The following is a 25,107-nucleotide window of genomic DNA, read 5'->3' as shown; positions in this document are numbered from 1 at the left end:
TACACTTAGTGGGATGCTCATGACCCAGGCCGACGCGAAGGCATCTCGCCGACGCGGATTCCACGCGTACCTCGATGTTGCGGTCGTCGTTCTGGTGCTGGTCGCTACCAACCTGATCGCCCACTTCACCACGGTGTGGGCCAGCATCGCGACGGTACCCATCGCGGCCGTGATCCTCGTCGCACTGACCCGACGCCGCGGACTCGGCTGGGCCGAACTGGGCCTGTCACCGAAGCAATGGAAGACCGGTTCGATCTACGCGCTCGGTGCCGTCGGTCTCGTCGTCACCGTGGTTGCGATCGGAGCTCTATTGCCGATGACCAGGCCATTCTTCATGGCGGATCGGTATGCGACCATCTCGGCCGCGCTCGTCGCCTCGATGATCGTCATCCCCTTGCAAACGGTCATCCCCGAGGAACTGGCCTTCCGCGGCGTACTGCATGGCACGCTGGGACGCATCTATGGTGCCCGTGGCGTCTTTGCCGCCGGATCACTGCTCTTCGGCCTCTGGCATATCGCGTCTTCACTCGGATTGACCGCGGGCAATGCGGGGCTGAGCAATTTCCTCGGCGGCGGGGTGTTCGGTCAGATCGCGGGCATCGTGGCCGCGGTCATCGCGACAGCCGCCGCAGGCTTCGTCTTCACTTGGCTGCGACGCCGCAGCGGCAGCCTGATCGCCCCGATCGCGTTGCACTGGTCACTCAACGGCATCGGTGCACTCGCCGCTGCGTTGGTGTGGCACGCCTCTATGTCCTGAAATCAGCGAGCTACGGCCCTTCTCGGCGCACGTATCCCATCCAGCGGAAATTCGACTCGGCCCACACCCCAGAGCCTGGCAACGTGGACCGATATGACGATCAACGCGAGCGACGCACTCCACAAATTACTGGCGATCGAGGAGATCAAGCAGCTCTTCGCCGCCCGCCTGCGGTGCATGGACAACAAGGAATGGGACCGCTACGCGGGCTTCCACACCGACGACGTCGTCAGCGACTCATGGGCCAGTCCCGACGCTGCCCCGCAGACCGACGCCTCCCAAACCGGCAAACAGGTGACCGGTTCGCAGGCGTTGGCCGCAGCTATTCGCAGCACACTCGACGGCGCGGTGACGGTCACCAGCGTGCACCACGGCCACACCCCGGAGATCACGTTGACTTCGCCGACGACCGCCACGGGAATCTGGGCGATGGAGGACAAACTCTGGTGGACCAACACGGCCACCGGCACGACCGAGCACCTTCATGGATACGGCCACTACCACGAGGAATACCGACTCGAGGACGGTCGGTGGCTGATCAGCTACCGGAATCTGACCCGCCTGCGCGTCGATTCGACCCCTGGGTTCCACGACCGCTAGAGCCGAAAACAGCGCCTGACGGCATGTGCGCGGGTCAGCGCACATGCCGCAGGTGGCGTGCTCAGGGCTTACTTGGACTTCTTCGCTTCCCGCGCAGCATTTCTCGCTGCAAGATCCTCGGCATCGAGCTTGTCTGCCTGCTCCAACGTGGGCGCACTACCGCCGAGGCGAGCGGGAACCCAATACGCGCCAGGCTCGTGGTCGTAATCTTCCTGAAGAGCCAGCAGCATCTCCTGCATCACCGAATGCAGCTTCTCGGTGAGCTCACTCGGTGGACCGACCGGCTCGATCGGCTTGCCGACCGCAATGGAGATGGGAGTGTTGGTGCGTCCCAATCGCTTCGGGAAGCCCTTGGTCCAGACGCGCTGCGCACCCCAGATGACCGTCGGAATGATCGGCACACCGGCCTCGATCGCCATTCTCGCCGCCCCGGACTTGAATTCCTTGATCTCGAAGCTGCGACTGATGGTGGCCTCCGGGTACACCCCGACGAGCTCGCCCTTACGGAGATCCGCAACGGCAGCCTGGTACGAATCCGCACCGGCCCCGCGGTCCACTGCAATGTGCTTCAGCGATCGCATGATCGGGCCCGAGATCTTGTTGTCGAACACTTCCTTCTTGGCCATGAAGCGGATGTACCGCTTGACCCTTCGCGGCGGTATGCCGGCATAGGTGAAGTCCAGGTATCCGGTGTGGTTGACAGCGATGACCGCGCCACCGGTGGCAGGGATGTTCTCCTCACCCACAACCTTGAATTTCAGGCCTTCCAGCGCGAAGACCACACGAGCGATGCCGATGACAGATCGATAGACGGGTTCCACAGTCGGCTAGCGTAGTCGCTGGAAGACCCAGGGGAGAAGACGCAGTCGGAAGGTCAGCTGTAGATGAGTTCGCGTAGAGGCATCGTTTTCGCAAGTGTGGGACTGTTCGGGGCAGTTCTCACGCTCACCGCATGTGGGGGTGACGGCCAGCAAGGCATTCCCACCGAAACCCGCTCGGCAACGGCTACGGCAACGCCGCCAGCCACCACACCACCCTCCACCACACTCCCGCCCTCCACCACGCCTTCACCGGTGGGCCCGGCCGTCGGCGAAGTTCCCCAGAACCCCCAGGCAGCCGGAGCCTTACGGGCATTCCTCACCGACCTCGACGCCGGCGGAGTCCCCGCAGTGACGCCCACCTGCTGGACAGTTCCGCCGACCGAAATCCCCACCCGATACAGCGACGTCGCGGCAATCCTCGACGCGGCCGAAGCCCCGGGCGTCGACGGGCAGTATGCGGTCACCTGGAGCAGCCCCACCATCACGCTCAGCGTCAAGCGCAGCGAAATAGCGTCGGGATACGCGTGTCCAGCGGTATCTCCGACAGGATCGCCAGGGCCGTACAGCGATACCGAAGCCGAATACACCGTCGCGCGGTATCTCGGCCGCTTCACTGGCACCCCGGTGAACCCCGCGGACCTCGAGGGCAACTACCCACTCGTATGCGACACCCAAGCCATCTGGGACCCCCAGGGCACCGGAGCGCCGACAGTGCCGCCGCTGGCGAACAATCCCGGCCGACTCACCGGATCGGCGTCGTACAACCCCCAGAGCGTCTATGTGGCAGCGCGCGACGGCGTCTACACCACGGTCTACGCCGACGTCACCGACGTGTCCGGTGTCGAACAGAACCGGATCTTCACCCTGACGATCGGGTCCAACGGTTACTGCATCGGTGACGTCGTGTGAGGGTGTTGCCGCGTGCGCTTGCCCACTTGCCCGCGTCCTCGCCCACCCGTGTCCCCGCCCGCTTGAATGGTCCATTCATACGATCAGTTAGCTTCAGAGCGCCGTTCATGCGGTCGGGTGCACGCATATCTGCCCAACGGGGAGGAAATCTGTGACAACTCTGGGCATCGACACCAAGGTTCTGTTACTACTTTCGGGACTGATCCTGCTCTGGGCGTTGGCGCTGGGGGTCTGGAAATTCCGGCAGATGGCGACATCGCCGACGGCCCTGGCGCACCCGTACGTCGACATCGCGCATCGTGCGGCGCTGATGTACTCGTTCGCGACACTCGTCCTCGCCGCACTCACCGAATTCAGCTCGTTCCCGACGGCGGTGAACCTCACGGCCGGTCTCGTAGCCGTCTTCTTCTTCGTCGCCGCCATCGGAAGCTACGTGGTGCACGGATTTTTGAAGGACACCGACAATCAGTTCGAACATCCGGTCCGCGGGACCCACGCATTCATGTGGGCGCTGATCGGTGGCGAAATCGGCGGTACGGCCGTTCTGCTCGCCGGTTTCGTTGTGGGACAGTTCTTCTGACCGCTTCAATGGTCCATTCATACGATCAGATATCTTGAAGCGGCCATTCAAGCGCACGATCTGACTACTCTCTAACCCATGACACACGTGGTGGTCGCCGGTGCCGGCCTAGGCGGAATTGCCTGCGCACACGAACTGGCGCACAAAGGTGTTTCCGTCACCATCGTCGACCGCAACGATTACCACCAGTTCCAACCGTTGCTCTATCAGGTTGCGACGGCGCAGTTGCCTGCCGCCGACGTCGCACGACCGCTCGCAACGATCTTCGAAGACTTCGAGAACGTCCGAGTGGTTCAGGCAGAGATCAGCACCCTGGATTTTGCCTCACTGTCACTGACCGCCGCAGGCGAAAAGATCTCGGGCGACTATCTCGTCGTCGCGGCTGGGGCGCGCGCCAACTTCTTCGGAACGCCCGGCGCAGAAGAATTTTCGTTCCCGCTGTACTCCGTCGCCGACGCCGAGAAGCTTCGTCACCACGTCAGCGAGGTGCTGCGCGGTGAACACGATCCACTCGACGTCGTCATCGTCGGAGGCGGACCGACCGGCGTCGAGACCGCGGGCGCCTTCGCCGAACTGTTCACGGCTCTGCGCAAGATGGATCACCCAGGCGGTCGCGGGGAGGCCTGGCTCATCAACCACGGGCCCGCGTTGCTGGCACCGTTCAGCGAACGCTCGCATGTCTATGCACACGACAAACTGGTCGAACACGGCGCGAAAGTTCGCCTCGGGGTCGGCGTTACCGCAGTCGATGCAGGTGGCGTCGTGCTCAGTGACTCCACCCGCATCGACTCGCGGACCGTCATCTGGGCCGGCGGCGAATCCGCGGCACCGGTGGCCGCGACCGGCGACGCGAAGCCCGGGCCCGGCGGAAGACTCGACGTACTGGCCGATCTCACGGTCCCGAGGTTCGACAATGTCTACGCCGTCGGCGACGTGGCGAACATTCCGAATGTAGACGGAAAGACGCTGCCCCAGCTGGGATCGGTTGCTCAGCAAGCAGGGACCTGGGCGGCCCACAACATCGAGCTGACCATCGCGGGAAAGCATCGGAAGGTCTTTCAGTACAAGGACAAGGGCATCATGGCGATGATCGGCCGCGGGGCCGCTGTCGCAGAGGTAGGCGCGCACCGACATCAGGTGGAGGGGCCACTCGCATTCGCGGCATGGCTCGGCGTCCATGCCGCACTACTGAGCGGCGCGCACAGCAAAGTCGACGCTTTCCTGTCCTGGGCGTGGGACTACTTCGACAGCGATCACGCCGCCATCGTCGAGTGTCACGGCAATCCGAAGCGGATCGCCTGGGCCGACGACGTGAAGCCGACCATCTGACACGGTTCTAGCGCAGGACATCCGTTCCGACGAACGGCACCAAAGCTTCCGGCACCCGAACGGTCCCGTCGGCCTGCTGGTGATTCTCCAGGATCGCGACGATCCATCGCGTCGTGGCCAATGTTCCGTTCAGCGTCGCAGCAATCTGCGGCTTGCCGTTGTCGTCGCGGTACCGAACGCCCAGGCGTCGGGCCTGGAAGGTCGTGCAGTTGGACGTCGAGGTCAGCTCGCGGTAGGCATTCTGCGTCGGCACCCAAGCCTCGCAGTCGAACTTGCGGGCCGCCGAGGACCCGAGATCGCCACCGGCAACATCGATGATGCGGTACGGAAGTTCCACTGCCGCAAGCATTTCTCGCTCGAACTCGAGGAACTTGCGATGCTCGGCCGCTGCGTCCTCGGGCTTGATGTAGGAAAACATCTCGATCTTGTCGAACTGGTGGACGCGGATGATCCCGCGAGTGTCCTTGCCGTACGAACCCGCTTCGCGACGAAAGCACGTCGACCAGCCCGCGTAGCGCTTCGGGCCGTCGGACAGGTCGAGGATCTCGCCTGCGTGGTAACCGGCCAGCGCGACTTCCGACGTGCCGACGAGATACAGATCGTCGGCTTCGAGTCGGTAGATCTCATCGGCGTGGGCCCCCAGGAATCCGGTTCCCGCCATGATCTCCGGCCGCACCACCACCGGCGGGATCATCATGGTGAACCCGTTCTTGACGGCCTTCTGCGCTGCCAACTGCAACATCCCCTGCTGCAGCAATGCGCCGTAGCCGGTCATGAAGTAGAACCGCGAACCCGACACCTTCGCGCCGCGTTCCATGTCGATCAGCTTCAGCGACTCACCGAGCTCGAGGTGGTCTTTCGGCTCGAAGTCGAACGTCGGGATCTCACCGACGGTTTCCATCAACACGAAATCGTCTTCGCCGCCGGCGGGAGCTCCCTCTTCGACGACGTTCGACAAGGCGCGTTGCGCGCTGTCCACCGCGGCATCTGCCTCGTTCTGGCGCGCCTCCGCAGCCTTGACCTTCGCCGCCAGTTCGGACGACCCTGCCAGCAACGCAGGACGCTCCTCCGCTGACGCCTTCCCGACGCGTTTGCCGAGGGCCTTCTGCTCGGCGCGGAGCTGATCCCCGGCGAGCACTGCGGCCCGTCGGGACGCATCGGCGTCGAGTAGCACGTCGACTAGCGCGGGATCTTCTCCACGGGTGCGCTGCGAGGCACGGACGACATCGGGATTCTCACGAAGAAACTTCAGGTCGATCACGAGGAAAACCTTACTTGCCGAGCAAGCCCAGGTAGTCCTCGCGTCCGAACATGCGCGCCGCGTCGATCGCCGACGGGTGACCACCGTGCGGATCCGCTCCAGCCTCGACCAGCTCCCCCACCACCTCGTCCTCCCCCTTGAAGACCGCGCCTGCGAGCGGCGTCTGGCCCTTCTCGTTCGGCCGATTCACATCCGCACCCTTGCCGACCAGCATGCGCACAGTGCGCGGGTGACCGTGATAGGCCGCCAGCATGACCAGGGTGTCCCCCGCCTCGTTGTTGAGGTCGACCGGCACTCCGGCGTCCAAATATGCCTTCAACGACTCGGCATCACCGTCGCGGGCCATCGTGAACAGTCGGCCCGCAAGCTCGGCGATGTCAGCACTGGTCTCCTCGGGGTCTGTCATAGGAACCGAAGATACTCGGGCATGATGGAGTTGATGTCCACCAGCGATCCGGCTCGGCCGGGGAAACCCACAACGACACGCAACCCGCGCACAGTGTCGGCGCATGTTGCGCGCCGGGGACTCGCCTTTGTCGCTGTGGGGGCCGTCGCGGCTGCTGCGATCACACTCTCCGTGTCCGGTGGCTTCTCGCAACCGGAGAAGATCGCCACCCACTCGGCCAGCGGGCCTGCGACGTCGGGTGCCGTCACGGCCAAGACGTTCGGCTCGGCCGATCCAGGCACGTGCCTGCAGTGGACGCCGACCGACGACCCCGAAACCGACCGACAGGACCTCACCGAAGTCTCCTGCGCCGACCCACATCGATTCGAAGTAGCAGCCGACGTCGATCTGAGTGCCTACCCCGGGCTCGAATTCGCTCCGAACTCGGTCTACCCAGGAGCGCAACGGTTCGGACAGCTACGCGACGAGCATTGCATCGATGCCGTCGACGACTATTTGGGTGCCAAGTTCGATCCGAGCGGCAAGTTCAGTGTCGGCCTGATGTTCCCCAGCCAAGCAGGATGGGCATCGGGTGAACGAACGTTGCGATGTGGAATCCAGAAGTCCACGAACACGGGAATTCCGCAGGAGATGACCGGCTCGGTGCTCGACCTGGATCAGTCGAACGTATGGGAGCCCGGCACCTGCATCGGCATCCTGCAGAACGTGCCCGCCGATCCGGTCGACTGCAGCGCGCCCCACGCCTTCGAGGTGGTCTCCGTCGCAGACCTGAGCCAACAGTTCCCGAACGGAATTCCCAACGAGGCCGACCAGGACGCCTACCTCACGACGGTCTGCACCGACGCCGTGAACGCATACCTCGGCTCCCCTACCGCGCTGCGAGACAAGACGCTGACGCTGTTCTGGGACAACATCGACGTGACCAGTTGGCTGGCTGGTAGCCGTCAGGTCAGCTGTTCGATAGGCAGTGAGCTCGACACGGGCGGGTTCGCGACGATCGTCGGATCGGCAAAGGGCGACATCCTCATCAACGGTCAACCGCCGGTACCGCCGCCGTCGGCCCCCGACGGTCGGGCACTTCCGACGCCGCTGCCCGGTGCCGCCCCGATCACGTCGGGAGGATGACATTCCTACCGACATGAGCCGCGCCGACTTCGAAAACGCAGTCGGCGACGCCCTCGACACGCTTCCGCCGGACATCACCGACCGCATGGACAACGTCGTCATTCTCGTCGAGGAAGAGCACCCCACCGAGAACATCCTCGGCCTGTACGAGGGGGTCGCGCTCACCGACCGCTACGAGTACAGCGGCCACCTACCGGACGTGATCACCATCTACCGTCGTCCGATTCTGGATATGGTCGACGACGCCGAGACCGCCCGACGAGAGATCGCAATCACCGTCGCCCACGAGGTGGGGCACCATTTCGGCATCGACGACGAGCGCTTGCATGAGCTGGGTTTCGGGTAGCTTCCCCACCGCTTGAATGGTCCATTCAAGACATTTGATCGTATGAATGGACCATTCAAGCGGGGTGGGGCGGGCCCGAACCAACTGGGCGCTCAACCGACTGGGCGCTCAACCGACTGGGATGGGCCGAACCTGAGAGCTACGCCGCAACCGACTCGCGAGCCTTGACGACCGCGCGATCGGTGAGGAATGCGAACACCAGGCCGAGCGCGATCCACAGCGTCGCCTGTATCGCCAGCGAGGACAGTCGGAACTCCCACAGCAGTGTTGCTGGGAAGTCTGCGCCGACCTCGTTGATCGTGGGCAGCACTACGTATCCCAGGCCTACGACGACGAGGAATGCCGCCAGCGGAGCCGCGATCCGAACGGCGATCGAACTGTGCGACGCCACTGTTTTGGCGACGTAGATTCCGATTGCTACCGCCAACAACCCGAGAACGACCGAGGCGAGCCACAGCCAGGTGCGCTGATTGATGGTGTCGGGGTCGCCCACGGCGGGTGGATTGGCCGGATATTTGAAGAACGGGACAGCTTCGATTGCCACCCAGCCGAGCGCGCCGGCAGCGAGGGCAAGTGTGGACCCGGACAGCGAGGTGAACCGCCGTGCGTAGTGCAGCACCGTCGCGAAGATCGCACCGAGCGCTAGCCCCGCCAGCCCGGTTGCGAGGAACAACCCCGCACGTTGGCCGTCACGGCTTACGAGTGCATCTTCTTCGTCGTGCGAGTGTGCGCCCGGAGTTGCTTCGGCGTGCGAATGTGCACCTGCCGCCTCTTCGATGGCGATGGCCGAATCTACGTGCGGCTCACCGATGACGAACGCGATGGTGCCGGCGAGCAGACCTGCGATGAGACCCGCCAGGAGTCCGCGGACGAGCAACTGGAGATAGGTCCCCTGCAATGCGGTCACACGCGGGGACGTCGCGGTCAGTGACACGGGAGACCCAGCAGGTGGCGTCCGTCGTGCATCAACTCGTGCATGTACATTCCACTACGTGAAATGGCACCCTGGTCGAAACCGACCAGGTAGAGCACGACGAATGCGAGGAGCACCACCGCCGCGACGACGACTGCGAGGGCAGCCGACTCCGTGGCATTGCTGGGATTGTGAACGATGGCCATGATGGAATGCCTCCTGGGATTATGCGTCCCTTTCGAACCGAAGCGATGTGTCAGTTTTCTGGCTCTCGGAACCGCTGAGGTCCGATCACAGTGGCGCAACCGCTCCGGATTCACACCGGAATTGCCTGTACACATCGCGCTTACCCGCGAACTCTGGCACCGATCTCGGCCCGGTGTCAATCGGAACCAGGGTGCGATGAGCCCATGGGTGGAGAGGGGTGCTCGATGCCGTCGACAGTGACGCGGCTCTCGCTGGTCAGCCATGGCACGACCGAGGCGATGCGTCGCGCCAGGTTTCATGCCGATGAACCGGTCGATTCGGGCGGACTGAAGCGGCTGGAGGAACTCACCTTCGACTCGGACGCCGAGATGACCATGATCGCCCCGGAGCGGCGAACTCGACAGACTGCGGCGGTACTCGGCGTACGAGGAGCGATCGTCGCCGACCTCGCCGACCTCGATTTCGGCGAGTGGACCGGCCGGACGATGGATGACCTCGACGAGTCCGAGCTGCTGGGGTGGCTTACCGACACTTCCACCGTTCCACCGGGTGGTGAATCGATCGACGCACTGTTCGATCGCGTCGGGCAATGGATGAGCAGAGTGGCGACCGAGCGGCGTCGACTGCTGGCGGTCACGCATCCTGCTGTCGTTCGCGCCGTCGTCGTCAGAGCACTCGACGCGCCGTCGTCCTCGTTCTGGCGGGTGGACATCCCTCCTGCGACGGTGACGAATCTGAACTTCCGAGGTGGGCGATGGACCCTTCGATCCGCGGCAGAAAAAATCACCTGAGCTTTTTTGCGCGGAGTGGAACCGATTGCGCAGTGCCGTCGTCAAAGTTCTACGAGAGCGAAATTTTCGCTGCGTGACGAAAGAGTGGGGTTATGCCAGGAAATGTGCGCGTCGACCCGGTTGCCCTCGAGGCGGCCGCTGCCGAGTTGGATGCCCTGGCAGCTCGGCTCCAGACGAATCTGACGGCCGTGGCGATGCCCATCGAGATCACACCCGCCGGCAGCGAGGAAGTCTCACTGCTCGCCAATCGCTATTTCCTTCGCGCTGCAAGTTCGTTCACTCCCGCAGCCACCGACGCCATCAGCGAACTGATCGAGGCCGCTGCTGCACTGCGAGTACAGGCGTCCGCGTACCGAGATGTCGACTTCGAACACGGTCGGGCACTGACCATCTGAAGACCTGACCATCTGTACGCACTGACTTTCCACAAGCACTGACGGGGCTGGGTAAATGACGGGGGAGATGTTGTGACACTGGGAGTAACGGGGGTCGTGTGGCTACCACGCACCGCGACAGTCAATTCAGGGGCGTTGCTGCTCGGAACCGGTCCAGCCCCGCTGATCGGTGCCGCCGGCGCATGGGGCTCGGTTGCGGCCGCCTATACCGACGCATCGATCACAGTGGGTCGGGTCATGGCTGTTCTCGCGGCCGGCTGGGAAGGTGAGGCGGCCAATGCGGCCCAGGCTCGCTTCGGCGGATTTTTGGCGTGGACGCAGGGTGCGGCAACGCGTGCCACCGAGATCAGCGGACACGCTCTCGCCGAGGCTGCGGCCTATACGACTGCGGTCGCTGCGATGCCGAATCCGGTCGCGATAGCTGCTGTGAAATCCGCCAAAGTTGCCGCGTACAGCTCTGGTGGCGCACTGAACGGCAGCGCCGAAGCGCTCGAAGCTGCAGACCACACACTCGACGTTCAGGCTGCGATCGTCATGGACGCCTACGAAGCTGCGACGACGCCGCTGGCCATGACGGTCTCGTTCGATCGGCCACCCGAGATCGTCAACGACACGTCCGGTGGCACCTCCGGGCCCGACGGCAGTATCGCCAGGGGCACCTCCTACGAGGAAACGAAAGCCTTCGGGTTCAGCGCTCACACCTCACCCGCTCAGGCGGTCATCGCCGCAGCTACAGCAGCAGTTCAGAATCCTGCATTGGTGGCTGCCGCGGGGCAGGTGGCAGGCTCTGCGGGTTCGATCGCCGGCTCCAGCGTCACCACCGTTGCTTCCGCGGCCACCAACGTCGGCGGATCCGCGGTATCGACGTTCATGAACTCACAGAACCCTTCGCAGGGCTCGGCGGGATCACCGCTCGCGGCTGCAGGCAGAGCCGATGCTGGAGCACCGGGTTCGGCGGCAACGCGAGCGATGTCCTTCGGGTCCATCGGTTCCACCGGGTCAGCGGGCACCGGCGGGGTCGGCTTCGGCCGGGTGTCGGGCGGTCTCGGTAGCACCGCGTTCGGGGCTCCCAACGGACCGGGGGGCGCGTCCTCGGTGGCTGGCAGTGAGCGCGTTCTGGCAGGCGCCAATGGCTCGGGTGTGTTCGGGGCGGGCGCGAACGATGCTGCAGCCACGGCCCGTGGTGCCGGTGGGCCGGCATCGACGGCCGGGGCCCAGGGTGACGAAGACGAAGAGCACCGGACGCCTGGTTATCTGAAGCAATTCGAGCACTTCGGTGACGGCCGCACGGTCGCGCCGTCGGTCATCGGCGCGGAACCGACATGGAACGATCGTTGATCGACTTGGGGACTCGACCTCTCGGCCACACCGTTCCCTCCGCCGAACTCGACGCCGATCGGATGGACTATCTCGTCGAGGCCCTCGGAATCGTCGAGCTACCGGTAGTGCTGGACGTGTTCCCGCGGTTCGATGGGGCTGCCGAGCGAGCGGCGGCACTCCGGCGTGGGTACGACGGTCTCGATCACGACGGACTGTTGCCCGACGGGCGCGTTCATCCCGACCTCGAGATGTGGTTGCGTGTTCTGGATCGGCCGCGGTGGTTCATCGCTGCGCGACTGATCAACAGACCCTTCACCAGCGATTCTTCGATGACCCGGATCGCTTTGGCGTCCAACGAGAGCGGTTCGGTTCTCGCTGTGGCTTCGGGTGGGTGGCTCCGCCTACGTGCTTCGGTCGGGGATCCGGCGCAGGAACTGCTCGATGCACTCGGAGTGAGAAGGCCGTTCGAGTTTCACGGAATCGCCGCGGAGACAGATCTTCTGGCGGAGGCGCTCGACGGCGCACCGACCGATCGCGTCGCCACCTCGGCGAGACTCTCCCACATCGGAATCGAGGACTCGGCAGCTGCCGACGTCGCCGCAGCCATGAGCACATGCTCGGCCCATGCCGAGATCACCTCGGTCACAGTCGGTTCCGGAATCCGGACCGTCGGAAAGAATCCGGTTGCGTTCTTCGACACTCGACGTGGCCGGATCGTGGCAACATCGTCCATGGCGGCAGACGGTCGACAGTGGACGTCTTTGTCGCCTGGTTCGGATGGACGCGTGCGATCTGCGATCGAGGAGCTCATCACAGGCGCGGCCGGCTGATCAGCGCGGTCAGCTGATCGGATCGTCGAGCGTGCGGCTGCCTTTGCCTTGAAACGGCAGAACGAAAGTCCCCCAGCGGACACATGCCCAGCCACCGCCTGCAAGTGGCTCGAGCTCGACGGTCCCGGTGTTGTCGAGGTGGTTGTCTGCGGCGAATTCGCCGTCCACACCGCACAATATGCCACCGACCAGTCTGATGGCAGCACCATGACCGACCACCACCACATCGCGCGGATCATCCTCCACCAGGTACTGCTCGCGTAGTTGCTCGAGGACCGGCACGTAGCGGTCGAGAACGCTGCGCCCGGTCTCGCCTCCCGGCACCTGTGCGTCGAGATCGCCGCGGTGCCATGCGCCGTAGACGGCGGTGAATCCGTCGTGCGCTTCCTTGTCGGTGCGGTCTTCCCAATCGCCTGCGGACGCTTCCTGCAGGCCATCACGCTCGAGCATCATCGACGACGTGGCCAGCGCAATGTGTTCGGCGGTTTGCCGTGCGCGTAGAGCAACGGAGGACACGAGCACCGAGGGCGGTCTAACAGCTATGGACTGCCCGTATTTCCGCGCCTGCTCATGACCGAAATCAGTGAGGGCGGCCCCGGGCGGCCGAGTGTCCAACCTTTTGGCTACGTTGCCGAACGTCTGGCCATGTCGGACGAGGATCAGCTTGCCCGTCATCTGTCCCCTTTTCCGGCGCGCAATCCCGCCAACCACTCGATCTCCTTGTCCAACGACGGGGGCGTCCGTCCTGTTCCCGTGGCGACAGGCCAAGATCCGAGGTATCGAAGTTCCATCTTGCGATGCAACGCTCCGAGAGCTTCGGACACGGCCGGATCGTCGATGTGTCCGACGCAGTCGACGTAGAACCGGTAGGTCCCGAATTCGGTTCGGGTGGGCCGTGATTCGATTCTGGTGAGGTCGATGTCGCGGATCCCGAACTCGGACAGTGCACCGAGCAGAGCGCCGGGCTGATTGTCCGGCATCAACACCACCGCGGTGCGATCCGCTCCGGTGGGGGCGAGCGCAGGCCGCGGGGCTCCGACCAGGACGAACCGAGTGCGCGCATTGGCGACGTCGGCGACACCGTGGGCCAATGCCGGAAGTCCGAGGCGTTCACCCGCGAGGGTCGTCGATAGTGCGGCATCTGCAAGCCCTGCAGCGACGTCCTCGGCGGCGCCTGCGTTGGACGAGGCGAACTGAACCTCCACGCCGGGGAGGTTCACGTCGAGCCATTGCCGAATCTGGTTTGCAGCAATGGGATACGCGCGGATCGTTCGAACCTCGGCCAGCGTCATGCCGGGGGCACCGAGGATCGAGAAGGCCACCTCGATCTCGGTCTCGGCGAGAATCTGCAATCTCGTTCCGATGGCGAGAGCATCCAGAGTGGGCGGAACCGACCCCTCGACCGAGCTCTCGATCGGCACGACGGCTGCCACCACAGCGCCGTCGCGAACTGCCTGCAACGTCGCCGGAGGGCTCGACAGCGGGACTCGCTCGACGTCTCCGGTGAGCCCGAGTTCGTCGAGAACGCCGAGTGAAATGAATTGACCGAGGGCCATCTCGGTGAATGTTCCCGATGGACCGAAATACGCGATTGCAGGCACGGTCCGAGGTTACTGGGTCCGTTGAAACGCGTCAGACCAATCGGTCTGCAAGAAGGCCGGCGGCGAGAAGGACTGCATGCGCACCGACCGCGTCGTCCACTTCGATGCCGAGCAATACCGTCCTCACTGCTTCGGCCGCCTCCGGGCGTAGCGCGATCAGAGCACCGATGTCCGGTTCGGCCAGCGCTCGCAGGATGTCGTCGCCCCGAAGTGCCGCGACGGTGGCCGCGAGGATCGCGAGTACCTCTTCACCCGATCGTGCGCGAGCACAGAATCCGACTTCGGCGTGCGCGACCACCGCGAGGACATCGGCGACCCGACGCGGAGATTCCCATGCTCCGAAACCAGGAGTGCGATGCGCGTCGACGATCGTCGTCACCGTCTCCATGACGTCGCCTTCGGTCAGATCAGGAAAAATCACCAGCGGCGACGGCAGCCGCAGTGACGTGGCTTCCGCGAGCGTGTCCTCGCGAACGTTCACGTGGTACCTGACCACCTCGTACGACGCATGTCGATCCGGTCGAAGATCGTCCGGATCGATGTCGAGTTCGACGACGATCCGACCGAAGTTCTGCTCGGTTCGCACCGAAGCCAGAACCGAGGCGTCGATGACCGGGGGGCCGGTGGTGACCGCGTCGGGACAGCTCGAGGCTTCAGCGGCGGTGCGGCATCGCTGCTGCAGCAGCCCGGCGACGAGGGCCTGCGGATCGGGCCGGTGGGGCGCACCCAGGGTGAGTGGAATGGACACGGTTACACGGTAGACCGGGGAAATTCGCGCCGAACACTTGCGATCAAGGCAAGCGTCAACTAACTTAGGTTTGCCTCACCTACTAGTCACCGCATCGGAGGAACTCATGATCGGCGCAACCACCACCGGACCGTCTACCGCTGAACGAGTCCGCAGCGCCTGCGCGCGTGCGGAAGGTGCGAGGCTGGCGATCGAGGGAAGCGAACCTGTCGTCACCCTGCTTCATCACTTACGCTCGAATGGCGAAGTCATAGTTGCAGTGCCGGAGGATTCGGAAGTAGCGACGCTTGCCGTTGCCACTGCCACTGCCCGCCGACCTTCCGGCACCGGAGTACCCGCAGTCCTCGAGCTGACCGATCATGCACCGCTGGAGCTGCGCGAATCGATCCGATCACTGGTGTGGTTGCGCGGTGAGCTTCGACCCGTGCCCGCCTCGCTCATGCGGCCGATGGCCGGCGCCGTAGCTGCCGAACATCCGCACCCGGCTTTGCTCGACATCGGCCACGGAACGATCCTTCTCCGACTGATCCTGTCGTCTTCGGTGGTTGCCGACAGCACCGGCGCCGAACCCGTCGCCGTCGAGGACCTCCTCGCCGCCGAGCCCGACCCCTTCTGGGAGATGGAGACGAGCTGGCTGCAGCACCTCGACATCGACCATCCCGAGCTCATCGATCAGCTGGCCAGAAGACTGCCGCCATCGCTCCGTCGGGGCCGAATCCGGCCGCTGGGGATCGATCGATACGGGATCAGCTTGCGCATCGAAGCCGACCACGGCGACAACGACGTGCGGTTGCCTTTCCCTCAGCCCGTCGACGACAGCATGGCGTTGAGCCGTGCTCTCCGCGTACTCGCCGGATGCCCGTTTCTGAACGGACTGCGAGCTCGCAGCTGACAGCACCGGTCGACAGGGCACACTCGTTACGTGATCGCCCTCAAAGGCTGGCTGTCGCCACCCACGCCGGACACCGGCCCACCACCAGACCCGACCGAGCGACGAGCAATCAAGATCGAGATTGCGATCGTTCTGCTGGTCACGTTCGGGCTCAGCGGACTGAGCAGCATCCTCTCGCTCGTCGAGGACGCACTGGTCGCGGGCAGTCTGTCGGAACAGACCGTCGCGTTGAACACCTCGAGTTCGAGCCTCGGGATCATCGATCTGCTCTACCAGCTTCTACGTATCCTCCGACTCTGCGCCTGGGGCGCTCTCGGGATGTATCTGCTGTGGCGGGCGGGCCTGGGGCCTCGTCTCGTCGGCCTTGCGAAACCGCGGTGGAAAAGCGACGCCGTACCCGGCCTGGGTCTGGCCGCGCTGATCGGTATCCCCGGTCTGTTGCTCTACCTCGTCGCCAACGCCCTCGGCCTCAATCTCACTGTCGTGCCGAGCACGATCGACGATCACTGGTGGCGAATCCCGGCTCTCGTCGCATACGCCTTCGCCAACTCTGCCGCCGAAGAAATCATCGTGGTCGCGTATCTGATCTCCCGGCTCCGACGCCTCGGATTCAGCGAGAATTCGTCACTGCTCGCATCGGCGCTACTACGCGGGTCCTATCACCTCTACCAGGGTCTCGGCGGCGGCATCGGCAACCTGGCCATGGGCCTCGTCTTCGGAAGGTACTGGCAGAAGACCAACCGACTATGGCCACTACTGATCGCACATGCGCTCATCGACATCGTTGCTTTCGTCGGTTACACCGCCTTGCGCGGCCATCTCTCGTGGCTGCCGTAGGTAGAGTCGATCCGTGAACGACGACCAGCGGAACAGAGGGAACCCTCGACAAGGTCCCCCTCCCGGCCACCGGCCGCCTCCCGGTTATCGGCCACCACCCCCGAACCGGCGCTCCCCACCCCCACCACCTCCCGAGGGAACTCAAGTCATCCGCCGGGACGGTCGTCCACAGCAGCAGGCCTGGTCCCAGGCGCCCGAGCCCGGCTCGGTGTCACGCCCACCGAATTCGACGCAGCATTACCAGCGCGAACCCGACTGGGCCCCTCGCCAGACCCCACAGCCCTACCGCGAACAGGGGTACGGCGGGGAACCACCACGACGCAGGACCCCGCCTCCCCCGCAACGCTCACCCAGGCGGCCGGAGCCGGCAAAACCCCCGCGTGTGCGCAAGAAGCGTCACTGGGGCCGACGGTTCGGCCTTGTCTTTCTCGTATTGGCACTGCTGGTCGGCGGACTCGTCTACTTCGTCGACAGCTCACTGACGCGCGTGGATGCGCTGAGCAGCTACGACGGCCGCGTCGCCGACACCCCGGGTACCAATTGGCTGCTCGTCGGGTCGGACAGCCGCGCCGGCATGACGCCCGAGCAGGAAGCTGCGTTGGCGACGGGCGGTGAAGTAGGGCCGAGTCGTACCGACACGATCATTCTGATTCACATTCCCGAAGGCAGCGGCGCGACCACGATGGTCAGCCTGCCGCGTGACTCCTACGTCTCGGTACCGGGCAATGGGCAGGACAAGCTCAACGCATCGTTCGCGCTGGGAGGTCCTCCACTGCTGGTACAGACCGTCGAGGGTGCCACCGGGGTACGCATCGACCACTACGCGGAGATCGGCTTCGGTGGCTTCGCCGGGATCGTCGACGCGCTCGGCGGTGTCGACGTCTGCCTCCAGTCCGCCATCGACGATCCGCTGGCCGGCATCAGCTTGCCTGCAGGCTGCCAGGAGTTGGCCGGATCCGACGCTCTCGGCTTCGTGCGTTCACGCGCAACCGCCCTCGCCGACATCGATCGAATGAACAATCAGCGTCAGTTCATGTCGGCGCTGCTCGCGAAGGCGACGAGTCCGGCTACCTTTCTCAATCCACTGCGCATCTGGCCGTTGATGAAGGACACCGCCTCCTCGCTCAGCGTGGACGAGGGCGACCACTTCTGGAATCTGGCGTCGCTGGCATGGGCCATGCGCGGCGATCTCGTCAAGACGACAGTGCCCGTCGCCGGCTTCGAAGACTCCGACGTCGGCAACGTCTTGCTGTGGGACAACGATCGCGCATCTCAGTTCTTCGACGCACTGGCGCAGGACCGCCAGATCCCGCAGGATTTGCTGACGAGCGGTCCATGACCACCGAAATCTGCAGAGCACCCCGGCCCGAACGGGCGGAAAATACGTCGATTCTTACGCAGGGAAAAGTAAAGAGTTAGGTAGATCTAATGTAGGCAACCGTGGCCTCAATAAGGCTGAGCTTGCATGACAATGCCCTCTGACCAGCCTATTCTCTACGACATGAGCGCTGACATCAAAGACACAACGCATTCCAAATTCCACGCACTTCTGCGTGACCAGATCCGAAACGAATTCAACGCCTCACACCAATACATTGCCACGGCAGTGTATTTCGATAATACCGATCTCCCGCAGTTGGCCAAGCACTTTTACGCACAGGCCGTAGAAGAGCGCAACCACGCGATGATGATCGTCCAGTACTTCCTCGACCGCGACATCACCGTCGAGCTCACCGGCGTCGATCCGTCGAAGTCGGTGTTCACCGACGCACGAGAGCCCATCGCGCTGGCCCTCGCACAGGAGGAAACCGTCACCGAGCAGATCATCCAACTCGCGAGCACGGCCCGCGAAGAGGGCGACTACGTGGGCGAGCAGTTCATGCAGTGGTTCCTCAAGGAGCAGGTCGAAGAGGTTGCGAGCATGAAGACGCTGCTCAACATCGCTGACCGCGCAGGCCACAACCTGTTCGATCTGGAAGACTTCGTCGCCCGCGAGATGAGCACTCCAGTCGGACCGGACGCCGGCGCACCGCGATCTGCAGGCGGCTCACTGTAGAAACCTTCGACGCGCTCTACTGAATGTGGAAGCTATGCCGGCGGCATAGCTTCCACATTCGGTTTCAGCGCAATGTCAGCGCAGAGTCACCTGACGGCCACGAAGCCCGTCGCGAGAGCGCAGCTGCTCGGACGTCAGAGGGCCCTCCACCGTGAGTGCCTCGTTCAACTTCTCACCGAATGTCACGGCCGGCGAAGACCACTCGGTCGGATGCATTTCGGGATCGAGATCGAACACCGGAACCAACAGGCCGTGCGCACGGAACGAACCGGCGTACCGCGAGCCTTCACCCAACGTGAGATCCCCTGCCGCATGCAGGCGAGCGAGCGCCAGCATCAGATCGTCCTCGCTCTCCGGGCGAACCCACCGCAGATGTGCCTTGGCTCCCGCATCGACCCACCAGGCAGCGACGAGACCGTCGCCTTCCAGACGCGCAGACGGCATGATCGCCTGGTTGGCACGTTCCACCGTTGCAGCTACATCAGCCGCAGGCTCGAGCCCCTCCGGCAGCCACCAGTTGAAATCCTGGTACACGGTGATGTCCAGCTGCGCCGACGGGTCGAGGACCTCGGCCAGTGCAGGCGTGTTGCCGTCCGGAGTCGACGCATCCAACGACTCACCCGGTGCGGCCTGCCGTGCCCACTCCAGAGCGCTCGCCAAATCGGCCGCGATATTGGGCGAATGCGCCTGTACCTGCAGACCGACGAAGCCGTTCACCGCCGAATCCGATTCCCGGACCAACGCGGCAACCGCACCGGGGAGCACGGTCGCAATGGTGATCGTCCGACCGGACGCATCCACCGGCGCCACCGCCGTCGCCGACGGAACGAACTCACGCATCGCGACGAGATCGCACTCCGCAGCCACACCCTGGAACGGCCGAACCGGCGCCGCCTCCATACTTGCGCGCTCGGCTTCGCGTGCAGCTATCAGCGCTGCACGATTACTGCCCTGTTTCGGGCCACTGTTTCTTTTGCTCTTACCCACGTCCGAAACCTACACGTCGGACCGCTCTCGGGGTCACTCCGCAGGCTCCGCTTCTAGTAGGCGTCGAGCCACGCCCTCGTACGGCCAGGATTGTTCGTCGCGATCCAGCTGACACCCAGATCGCGGCACAGTTGGACGTCTTCCTTCTCCTCGACGGTCCAGCAGTACGTCGCACGGCCGGATGCGGCAGCTCGATCGACGATCCACGGGCGCTCGCGCAAGCTTCTGATCGACGGCCCGATAGCCGTGGCGCCGACCGTTGTCGCTGCGCCGCCGCCGAGATAGTACGAGGACTCACCCAGCAGGACCGTGGGCAACATTGGCGCGAATCGGCGTACTCGCCATACCGCGGTAGGGGCGAACGACATGATGACCGCCCGGGAAAAGTCCGCGGACGCTGGTTGCGCCAAGCCGTACCGATGCAGTTCGGCGAGGACTTTGTTCTCGATGAGGCTGCCGTACCGCACTGGATGCTTGGTCTCGATGAACAGTTTGGTCGGCTTGCTCGTCCAGTCGAGGACAAGTTCGATCAGGTCGCTGAGAGTGAGCAGTTCTGCCGGCTCCGCATCGTCGCCGTAGTCGAACGCTTTGAGCGCCTCGAGGTGTAGTTCGCTGACGCGGCCGGATCCGGTGGATGTCCGGTCGACGCGGCGATCGTGGACGCAGACGATGTGGCCGTCACGAGTGAGTCTGACGTCGCATTCGAGGCCGTCGGCGCCTTCACGCAGGGCGAGGTCGTAGGCGGCGAGCGTGTGCTCCTTTTTCTCCGCGGACGCACCGCGATGCGCGACGACGAACGGGTCTCGACGGCTCGTGCTCACCCGGCCGTCACTTTCTCATCACTTACTGCAGGTTCGGAGGGGCTTGGCGCAGGTTCCGAGCGGCCGACGGAGATGACCCACCGGGTCGGCGTTGCGCGGTCGGTCCCACGGAGCCCCTGGCTGTCGATCCCGCGGATGAGGAGGAGGGTCGAGAATGCCACGGCTGCGGCGACGACTGCCCCCACCGCGGACAGCAGTACTCCATCTGCCTCGGCTTGCAGGGAGTCCCGAAACCGCCACATCGTCACGGTGAGTACGAGGACCCAATCGAGGACCCAGACTGCCCACCAGATTCGAACGAGCGTCAGAAGTTTCGTCCGTTCGATGCCGCCTCGAATCTCGACCAATTCGGTCAGGTAGACCCCCGGCATGGCCAGGGACAGAACGGGGACGAGTGATCCCAGATACATCGTTCTCGCTCTTCGGGGGTCGCGGCTGCCTGCGCGGGCGAAGTGTTCTCCTCGACGCACCACCAGCCAGGACACAGCGGCCACGGCGGCCGAGGCTCCGATGATGATCGAGGCAACTTCGGCGAACACCACGAGTGCGTCCGAGGCCATGAGGACTCTGGGGTTCACCAACCGTGTTCGGTTGTAGAGCAGGATTCCGTATCGAAACAGTTCGGCGACACATGCCAGTGCCAACAGGGCCAACGTCAGCGTCAGCAATCCGGGCGCCGATTCGGCCCAACGCTCGCGCCGAGAGAGAATGTCCGACTTCTTCGGCACCGGATTGTCGATCAGCCCCCACCGGGGAATCTGCTCGTACCGGGGGGTGGCGGAAGCCTGCGACGCGGCGGAACTCTGCACACGAGGGGATTTGCTTCTCGGCCGGCGCGCTACCCAGCGAAAGTTTCGAACACCCTGGGCGGGAGCCTGCGTCGACACCGGGGAGAGCAGTACTCCGTGGCACCGAGGACACCACACCGCAGGTAGCGTCCCGACGGGCCATCGAGTGGCACATCGCGCGCAGACCTGGAATGCGGACACTAGAGGATTCTCGCCTCGGCGCCGTCGTCGCGTACGACTGGGCGACCCGCGGCGTGCCACGCGTCCATTCCGCCATCGACGTTGGTCGCCTCGTAGCCGATCTGCGCGAGGTATTGGACCACCTGCATGGAGCGTCCACCTACCTTGCATATGACGTACAGGTCGGCATCCTGATCGATCTCGCCGAGCCGTGACGGGACTTGGCTCATGGGAATGTGAAGCGCTCCCGGTGCGTGACCGTGTTGCCATTCATCGTTTTCACGGACATCGAGTAGCACGACCGAACCGGTCGTTTCCACTGGAAGTTCGGCGGCGGGTACAGAGGACAGATCCGAGGCTGACACTCTCCGATCTTGTCACGGGTCCCGCAAACACTGCCACCCCCGTAGATTCTTCGGGCCCGCAGCGCAGGTTATCCACAGTTTCCACAGGCTCATCCACAGAAAAAGGCTTCGTGCCGGTTTTTATCCACAGGCGCCAACCTTCGGTCCGCATCGCTCACTATGCGCCCGCAGCTTCTAGCATTGGTGCATGGCCACACCGACAGTCGAACTCCGCGTCTTCACCGAGCCACAGCAAGGTGCGTCGTACGACGACCTTCTCCGTGTGGCGCAAGCTGCAGAGCGGGCAGGATTCGGTGCCTTCTTCCGCTCGGATCACTACATGGCGATGAACTCCGACGGTCTTCCCGGACCGACGGATGCGTGGATCACATTGGCAGGCATAGCTCGAGAGACGTCTACGATCAGGCTCGGAACACTGGTGACGTCGGCGACATTTCGCTACCCAGGTCCATTGGCGATCAGCGTCGCCCAGGCAGATGCCATGAGCGGCGGACGCGTCGACTTCGGTTTGGGTGCTGGGTGGTTCGAGGAGGAGCACAAGGCATACGGCATTCCGTTTCCCTCACTCGGTGAGCGTTTCGACAGACTCGAGGAGTCACTGGCCGTTATCACCGGGTTGTGGGAAACGCCGTCGGGAGAGAAGTTCTCGCACGACGGAAAGTACTACCCGATAGTCGACTCGCCTGCGCTACCGAAGCCGCTACAGTCCCCGCGGCCGCCCATTCTCATCGGCGGCGGCGGCAAGAAGCGAACCCCCGCTCTTGCGGTGAAGTACGCCGACGAGTTCAACATTCCGTTCGCATCCCTCGCGGACACCGATGCGCAATTCGGCCGGGTACGCGACGCTGCGTCGGCCGCGGGTCGGGACCCGAGTTCTCTGATCTATTCCACCGCTCTCGTCCTGTGCTGCGGACGGACCGAAGAGGAGATCGCACGACGTGCGGGAGTCATCGGGCGCGAGGTACCGGAGCTACGGGAGAACGGCCTGGCGGGCAGCCCTGCCGAACTTGTCGACAAGATCGGTCGGTACAGCGAACTCGGCGCCGGACGGGTGTATCTCCAGATGCTGGACCTGAGCGATATCGATCACCTGGAGTTGGTGGCGGCAGAGGTCATTCCGCAGCTTTGACCGGAGCTCCGCTTTTTCTGCCGCTGCGGAAGCGCATGGTCAGCCATCGCGCCGCAGGAACCTCGACCCACCGGTAGAGCACTTCCGAAACACCGGCCGTCACGCCCAAGAACACGATGACCGCGCCGGTGGGTCCGGTCAGCGGGACGACGTTCTCGTACACGCGGTACAGGATCAGCGTGTGCACCAGATAGATGGCGTAACTGCGCGTGCTCGTCCACCGTACGAGCTCGCAATGTGCGATTCGACCGTCGTAGCGTCCGAGGAGAAGGACCGTTCCTGCTACCACGACGATGGTCCAGAGGTATTGATCCCCTGCCCAGTAAGCGTGAATATCGGTCGCCAATCGCACCACCTCGGCCTGTGCGAGAACGGCAACGACGACCCATCGCCACCCGATGATCTTCGCCCACCCCAAGTAGATGATCTGCCCGAGGAACAATGTCGGCAGAGTGGCCGCAATCTTGGACAACATCGGTACCGACCATGGCTGCGGAATGTAGAGGTTGTAGATCAGTACCACCGCGCACAGCACGGCTCCGGCAATCGGAACGACGACCGGCCGCGCCCGCAGGACATCTCTGGCCAGGACGCAATAAAGGTAGAACAGCACCTGGACCGTCAGCGTCCAGGTGACGCCCAGCACCGCGACCTCGGGTTTGAGGAAGAATCCACCGAGAACGAAGCTGAGCGCGGCTTCGCCGTTTGTGATGCCGTCCTGGCCACTGAACATTCCGTTGATTCCGAGCCGGACCAGAACGATTGCTGCCGCGACGGCCAACCACAACGCCGGGACCAGGCGTGCGAGCCGACTGACCATGAAGTCCCGACGGGATTGGCGCATCGCCGATCGGGTGACCAGCAGACCAGTCAACATCATGAAGACTGCGACGCCGACGAAGGATAGGTGCTGGTTGAGCCCGGCCTCATCGATTGCCACGCGAGTGACGACGTCGATGACCCACCAGCCCTCGCCGCGGTCGTCGATCAGGTAGAACGAGATGTGGGAGTACAACACCGCCAGAACGGCGAGGAACCGAAGCAGGTTCGCGCCGGTGAGTTCGACGCGCGGTGCGCGTACCTGTTCGGCGGTAGTGAAGGTGTCGGCATGCTTGCTCGACCTGCGCAAGGAGACCACGCGGGCAATCTTAGGTTCCCGTTCATCTACTGGACGAATCGTGGCGCAAACCCGTGACCTCGCCGTGACCTGGAACTGTTGGCGCACACACCGGAATTTATTCCGAAAAGGGGTCCGCGATTACAACGGTTGCACTAGGGGTACTAATGAGATTGGGTTGAAGCCTACGAATGATCCGAAGTAGGACGAGCGCGCCTGAACCACGGAAGGCGCGGCGTCGATAGAGAAGGGAAACACGTGTCCGAGTACACACTGCCCGACCTTGATTTCGATTACTCCGCCCTCGAGCCCCACATCTCGGGCGAGATCAACGAATTGCACCACTCCAAGCACCACGCCGCATACGTCGCAGGCGCCAACACCGCGATGGAGAAGTTGGCCGCGGCTCGTGAAGCCGAGGACCACGGCTCCATCTTCTTGTTCGAGAAGAACCTCGCGTTCCACCTCGGTGGCCACGTCAACCACTCCATCTGGTGGAAGAACCTGTCCCCTAACGGTGGCGACAAGCCCGAGGGCGAACTGGCCGCAGCACTGGACGACAAGTTCGGTTCGTTCGACAAGTTCCGCGCACAGTTCACCGCGGCAGCCAACGGCCTGCAGGGCTCCGGTTGGGCCGTCCTGGGGTACGACTCCCTCGGGAAGAACCTGCTCACCTTCCAGCTGTACGACCAGCAGGCCAACGTCCCGCTGGGCATCATCCCGCTGCTGCAGGTCGACATGTGGGAGCACGCCTTCTACTTGCAGTACAAGAACGTCAAGGCCGACTACGTCAAGGCCTTCTGGAACGTCGTGAATTGGGCCGACGTCCAGGCACGCTTCGAGGCAGCGACGTCGAAGACTCCGGGGCTCATTTTCCCGTAGCTCTCGTCTGCACAGAATTTCCGCACGATTGGGCCATTCTTACCGCGGTAGCGGTGAGGGTGGCCCAATCGTGTTTTCCGGTATTCACAAAGAAATTGTTAGCACTCACACCGT

30 protein-coding genes and 1 riboswitch are annotated in these 25,107 nt (G+C 63.8%); of the genes, 17 read left to right on the top strand and 13 right to left on the bottom strand.

All coding sequences use genetic code 11. The features are described 5' to 3' along the window. The first annotated feature begins 13 nt into the window (after nucleotides 1-13). Nucleotides 14-757 (top strand): CPBP family intramembrane glutamic endopeptidase, encoded by a 744-nt coding sequence (locus tag H2510_RS06775; RefSeq protein ID WP_186627533.1) that lies wholly within the window; start codon nucleotides 14-16, stop codon nucleotides 755-757. Nucleotides 758-850: 93 nt separating this feature from the next. Next, entirely contained in the window at nucleotides 851-1,357 is a 507-nt protein-coding gene (locus H2510_RS06770) for a nuclear transport factor 2 family protein (protein WP_186627532.1), read from the top strand. 68 nt (nucleotides 1,358-1,425) lie between these two features. On the opposite strand, the gene H2510_RS06765 is transcribed toward H2510_RS06770, so the two are convergent. Further along, nucleotides 1,426-2,178, bottom strand: a complete 753-nt coding sequence (locus tag H2510_RS06765; protein WP_186627531.1) for a 1-acyl-sn-glycerol-3-phosphate acyltransferase — start codon at nucleotides 2,176-2,178, stop codon at nucleotides 1,426-1,428. A 63-nt stretch (nucleotides 2,179-2,241) separates the two neighbouring features. Here H2510_RS06765 and H2510_RS06760 point away from each other — a divergent pair, with 63 nt between their 5' ends. The 3 genes from H2510_RS06760 to H2510_RS06750 all read left to right on the top strand — a co-directional run bounded on the left by H2510_RS06760 (nucleotide 2,242) and on the right by H2510_RS06750 (nucleotide 4,996). Then, entirely contained in the window at nucleotides 2,242-3,087 is an 846-nt protein-coding gene (locus H2510_RS06760; protein WP_186627530.1) for a hypothetical protein, read from the top strand. Nucleotides 3,088-3,238: 151 nt separating this feature from the next. Further along, nucleotides 3,239-3,667, top strand: coding sequence for a hypothetical protein (locus H2510_RS06755; protein WP_186627529.1), 429 nt, complete (start codon nucleotides 3,239-3,241; stop codon nucleotides 3,665-3,667). 78 nt (nucleotides 3,668-3,745) lie between these two features. Continuing rightward, complete coding sequence (locus H2510_RS06750; RefSeq protein ID WP_186627528.1) at nucleotides 3,746-4,996, top strand: NAD(P)/FAD-dependent oxidoreductase; 1,251 nt, start codon at nucleotides 3,746-3,748, stop codon at nucleotides 4,994-4,996. Nucleotides 4,997-5,003: 7 nt separating this feature from the next. Here H2510_RS06750 and serS read toward each other — a convergent pair whose 3' ends face one another. Both serS and H2510_RS06740 read right to left on the bottom strand, forming a co-directional pair. Beyond that, on the bottom strand, nucleotides 5,004-6,257 hold the full coding sequence (gene serS, locus H2510_RS06745; RefSeq protein WP_186627527.1) for a serine--tRNA ligase: 1,254 nt from the start codon (nucleotides 6,255-6,257) through the stop codon (nucleotides 5,004-5,006). A gap of 10 nt (nucleotides 6,258-6,267) precedes the next feature. After that, nucleotides 6,268-6,663: an ankyrin repeat domain-containing protein gene (locus H2510_RS06740; protein WP_186627526.1), complete on the bottom strand. Its 396-nt coding sequence runs from the start codon at nucleotides 6,661-6,663 to the stop codon at nucleotides 6,268-6,270. A 33-nt stretch (nucleotides 6,664-6,696) separates the two neighbouring features. Here H2510_RS06740 and H2510_RS06735 point away from each other — a divergent pair, with 33 nt between their 5' ends. Together H2510_RS06735 and H2510_RS06730 are read left to right on the top strand one after the other, a co-directional pair. Then, entirely contained in the window at nucleotides 6,697-7,788 is a 1,092-nt protein-coding gene (locus tag H2510_RS06735; protein ID WP_186627525.1) for a septum formation family protein, read from the top strand. A 13-nt stretch (nucleotides 7,789-7,801) separates the two neighbouring features. Continuing rightward, entirely contained in the window at nucleotides 7,802-8,134 is a 333-nt protein-coding gene (locus H2510_RS06730; RefSeq protein ID WP_084348165.1) for a metallopeptidase family protein, read from the top strand. Nucleotides 8,135-8,273: 139 nt separating this feature from the next. Here H2510_RS06730 and H2510_RS06725 read toward each other — a convergent pair whose 3' ends face one another. Together H2510_RS06725 and H2510_RS06720 are read right to left on the bottom strand one after the other, a co-directional pair. After that, nucleotides 8,274-9,041: a CbtA family protein gene (locus H2510_RS06725; RefSeq protein ID WP_397517323.1), complete on the bottom strand. Its 768-nt coding sequence runs from the start codon at nucleotides 9,039-9,041 to the stop codon at nucleotides 8,274-8,276. 17 nt (nucleotides 9,042-9,058) lie between these two features. Then, the gene (locus tag H2510_RS06720) at nucleotides 9,059-9,253 is read right to left on the bottom strand and encodes a CbtB-domain containing protein (RefSeq protein WP_084348167.1); all 195 of its coding nucleotides are present in this window, start codon (nucleotides 9,251-9,253) and stop codon (nucleotides 9,059-9,061) included. A 31-nt stretch (nucleotides 9,254-9,284) separates the two neighbouring features. Further along, nucleotides 9,285-9,423: riboswitch (cobalamin riboswitch) on the bottom strand. Between the two features lie 55 nt (nucleotides 9,424-9,478). Here H2510_RS06720 and H2510_RS06715 point away from each other — a divergent pair. From H2510_RS06715 to H2510_RS06700, 4 genes are all read left to right on the top strand, one after another. After that, the gene (locus H2510_RS06715) at nucleotides 9,479-10,045 is read left to right on the top strand and encodes a histidine phosphatase family protein (RefSeq protein ID WP_186627524.1); all 567 of its coding nucleotides are present in this window, start codon (nucleotides 9,479-9,481) and stop codon (nucleotides 10,043-10,045) included. A gap of 92 nt (nucleotides 10,046-10,137) precedes the next feature. After that, a complete protein-coding gene (locus tag H2510_RS06710; protein WP_186627523.1) occupies nucleotides 10,138-10,440 on the top strand; it encodes a PE domain-containing protein in 303 nt (100 codons plus the stop codon). A gap of 72 nt (nucleotides 10,441-10,512) precedes the next feature. Beyond that, nucleotides 10,513-11,778 carry a PPE domain-containing protein gene (locus tag H2510_RS06705; RefSeq protein WP_315901267.1) on the top strand — a complete coding sequence of 422 codons (1,266 nt, stop codon included), beginning with the start codon at nucleotides 10,513-10,515 and terminating at the stop codon, nucleotides 11,776-11,778. Continuing rightward, entirely contained in the window at nucleotides 11,763-12,590 is an 828-nt protein-coding gene (locus H2510_RS06700; protein WP_261392768.1) for an ESX secretion-associated protein EspG, read from the top strand. Before H2510_RS06705 ends, H2510_RS06700 begins: the two co-directional genes overlap by 16 nt. Before the next feature lie 9 nt (nucleotides 12,591-12,599). Here H2510_RS06700 and H2510_RS06695 read toward each other — a convergent pair whose 3' ends face one another. The 3 genes from H2510_RS06695 to H2510_RS06685 are packed head-to-tail and all read right to left on the bottom strand — an operon-like array spanning nucleotide 12,600 to nucleotide 14,939. Then, nucleotides 12,600-13,265, bottom strand: coding sequence for a histidine phosphatase family protein (locus H2510_RS06695; RefSeq protein ID WP_186627522.1), 666 nt, complete (start codon nucleotides 13,263-13,265; stop codon nucleotides 12,600-12,602). Beyond that, nucleotides 13,262-14,191, bottom strand: a complete 930-nt coding sequence (gene pheA, locus H2510_RS06690; RefSeq protein ID WP_186627521.1) for a prephenate dehydratase — start codon at nucleotides 14,189-14,191, stop codon at nucleotides 13,262-13,264. The genes H2510_RS06695 and pheA overlap by 4 nt, the downstream gene beginning before the upstream one ends. 31 nt (nucleotides 14,192-14,222) lie before the next feature. After that, on the bottom strand, nucleotides 14,223-14,939 hold the full coding sequence (locus H2510_RS06685) for a hypothetical protein (protein ID WP_186627520.1): 717 nt from the start codon (nucleotides 14,937-14,939) through the stop codon (nucleotides 14,223-14,225). A gap of 106 nt (nucleotides 14,940-15,045) precedes the next feature. Between H2510_RS06685 and H2510_RS06680 the strand changes: the two genes are divergently transcribed. The 4 genes from H2510_RS06680 (at nucleotide 15,046) to H2510_RS06665 (ending at nucleotide 18,724) form a co-directional block, all read left to right on the top strand. After that, nucleotides 15,046-15,831 carry a DUF2470 domain-containing protein gene (locus H2510_RS06680; RefSeq protein ID WP_186627519.1) on the top strand — a complete coding sequence of 262 codons (786 nt, stop codon included), beginning with the start codon at nucleotides 15,046-15,048 and terminating at the stop codon, nucleotides 15,829-15,831. Nucleotides 15,832-15,861: 30 nt separating this feature from the next. Next, nucleotides 15,862-16,668, top strand: a complete 807-nt coding sequence (locus H2510_RS06675; RefSeq protein ID WP_186627518.1) for a CPBP family intramembrane glutamic endopeptidase — start codon at nucleotides 15,862-15,864, stop codon at nucleotides 16,666-16,668. Nucleotides 16,669-16,816: 148 nt separating this feature from the next. After that, the gene (locus H2510_RS06670; protein ID WP_186627668.1) at nucleotides 16,817-18,007 is read left to right on the top strand and encodes an LCP family protein; all 1,191 of its coding nucleotides are present in this window, start codon (nucleotides 16,817-16,819) and stop codon (nucleotides 18,005-18,007) included. 162 nt (nucleotides 18,008-18,169) lie between these two features. After that, nucleotides 18,170-18,724 carry a ferritin gene (locus H2510_RS06665; protein WP_186627517.1) on the top strand — a complete coding sequence of 185 codons (555 nt, stop codon included), beginning with the start codon at nucleotides 18,170-18,172 and terminating at the stop codon, nucleotides 18,722-18,724. 75 nt (nucleotides 18,725-18,799) lie between these two features. On the opposite strand, the gene H2510_RS06660 is transcribed toward H2510_RS06665, so the two are convergent. From H2510_RS06660 to H2510_RS06645, 4 genes are all read right to left on the bottom strand, one after another. Next, a complete protein-coding gene (locus H2510_RS06660; protein WP_186627516.1) occupies nucleotides 18,800-19,711 on the bottom strand; it encodes a DUF5926 family protein in 912 nt (303 codons plus the stop codon). A gap of 53 nt (nucleotides 19,712-19,764) precedes the next feature. Next, complete coding sequence (locus H2510_RS06655; protein WP_186627515.1) at nucleotides 19,765-20,532, bottom strand: glycerophosphodiester phosphodiesterase family protein; 768 nt, start codon at nucleotides 20,530-20,532, stop codon at nucleotides 19,765-19,767. Beyond that, nucleotides 20,529-21,341: a DUF4328 domain-containing protein gene (locus tag H2510_RS06650; RefSeq protein ID WP_186627514.1), complete on the bottom strand. Its 813-nt coding sequence runs from the start codon at nucleotides 21,339-21,341 to the stop codon at nucleotides 20,529-20,531. Before H2510_RS06650 ends, H2510_RS06655 begins: the two co-directional genes overlap by 4 nt. Before the next feature lie 179 nt (nucleotides 21,342-21,520). Then, a complete protein-coding gene (locus tag H2510_RS06645) occupies nucleotides 21,521-21,865 on the bottom strand; it encodes a rhodanese-like domain-containing protein (protein WP_186627513.1) in 345 nt (114 codons plus the stop codon). A 187-nt stretch (nucleotides 21,866-22,052) separates the two neighbouring features. Here H2510_RS06645 and H2510_RS06640 point away from each other — a divergent pair, with 187 nt between their 5' ends. Next, nucleotides 22,053-22,994: an LLM class F420-dependent oxidoreductase gene (locus H2510_RS06640; protein WP_186627512.1), complete on the top strand. Its 942-nt coding sequence runs from the start codon at nucleotides 22,053-22,055 to the stop codon at nucleotides 22,992-22,994. Here H2510_RS06640 and H2510_RS06635 read toward each other — a convergent pair. Next, nucleotides 22,978-24,039: an acyltransferase gene (locus H2510_RS06635; RefSeq protein ID WP_261392803.1), complete on the bottom strand. Its 1,062-nt coding sequence runs from the start codon at nucleotides 24,037-24,039 to the stop codon at nucleotides 22,978-22,980. The two genes, H2510_RS06640 and H2510_RS06635, sit on opposite strands and share 17 nt — an antisense overlap. 330 nt (nucleotides 24,040-24,369) lie before the next feature. Between H2510_RS06635 and H2510_RS06630 the strand changes: the two genes are divergently transcribed. Next, on the top strand, nucleotides 24,370-24,993 hold the full coding sequence (locus H2510_RS06630) for a superoxide dismutase (RefSeq protein ID WP_084348182.1): 624 nt from the start codon (nucleotides 24,370-24,372) through the stop codon (nucleotides 24,991-24,993). The last annotated feature ends 114 nt before the right edge of the window (nucleotides 24,994-25,107 follow it).

This window comes from Rhodococcus sp. BP22 (assembly GCF_014281965.1).
Classification (GTDB): Bacteria; Actinomycetota; Actinomycetes; order Mycobacteriales; family Mycobacteriaceae; genus Rhodococcoides.
This window is presented reverse-complemented; position numbering and strand designations above follow the sequence as displayed.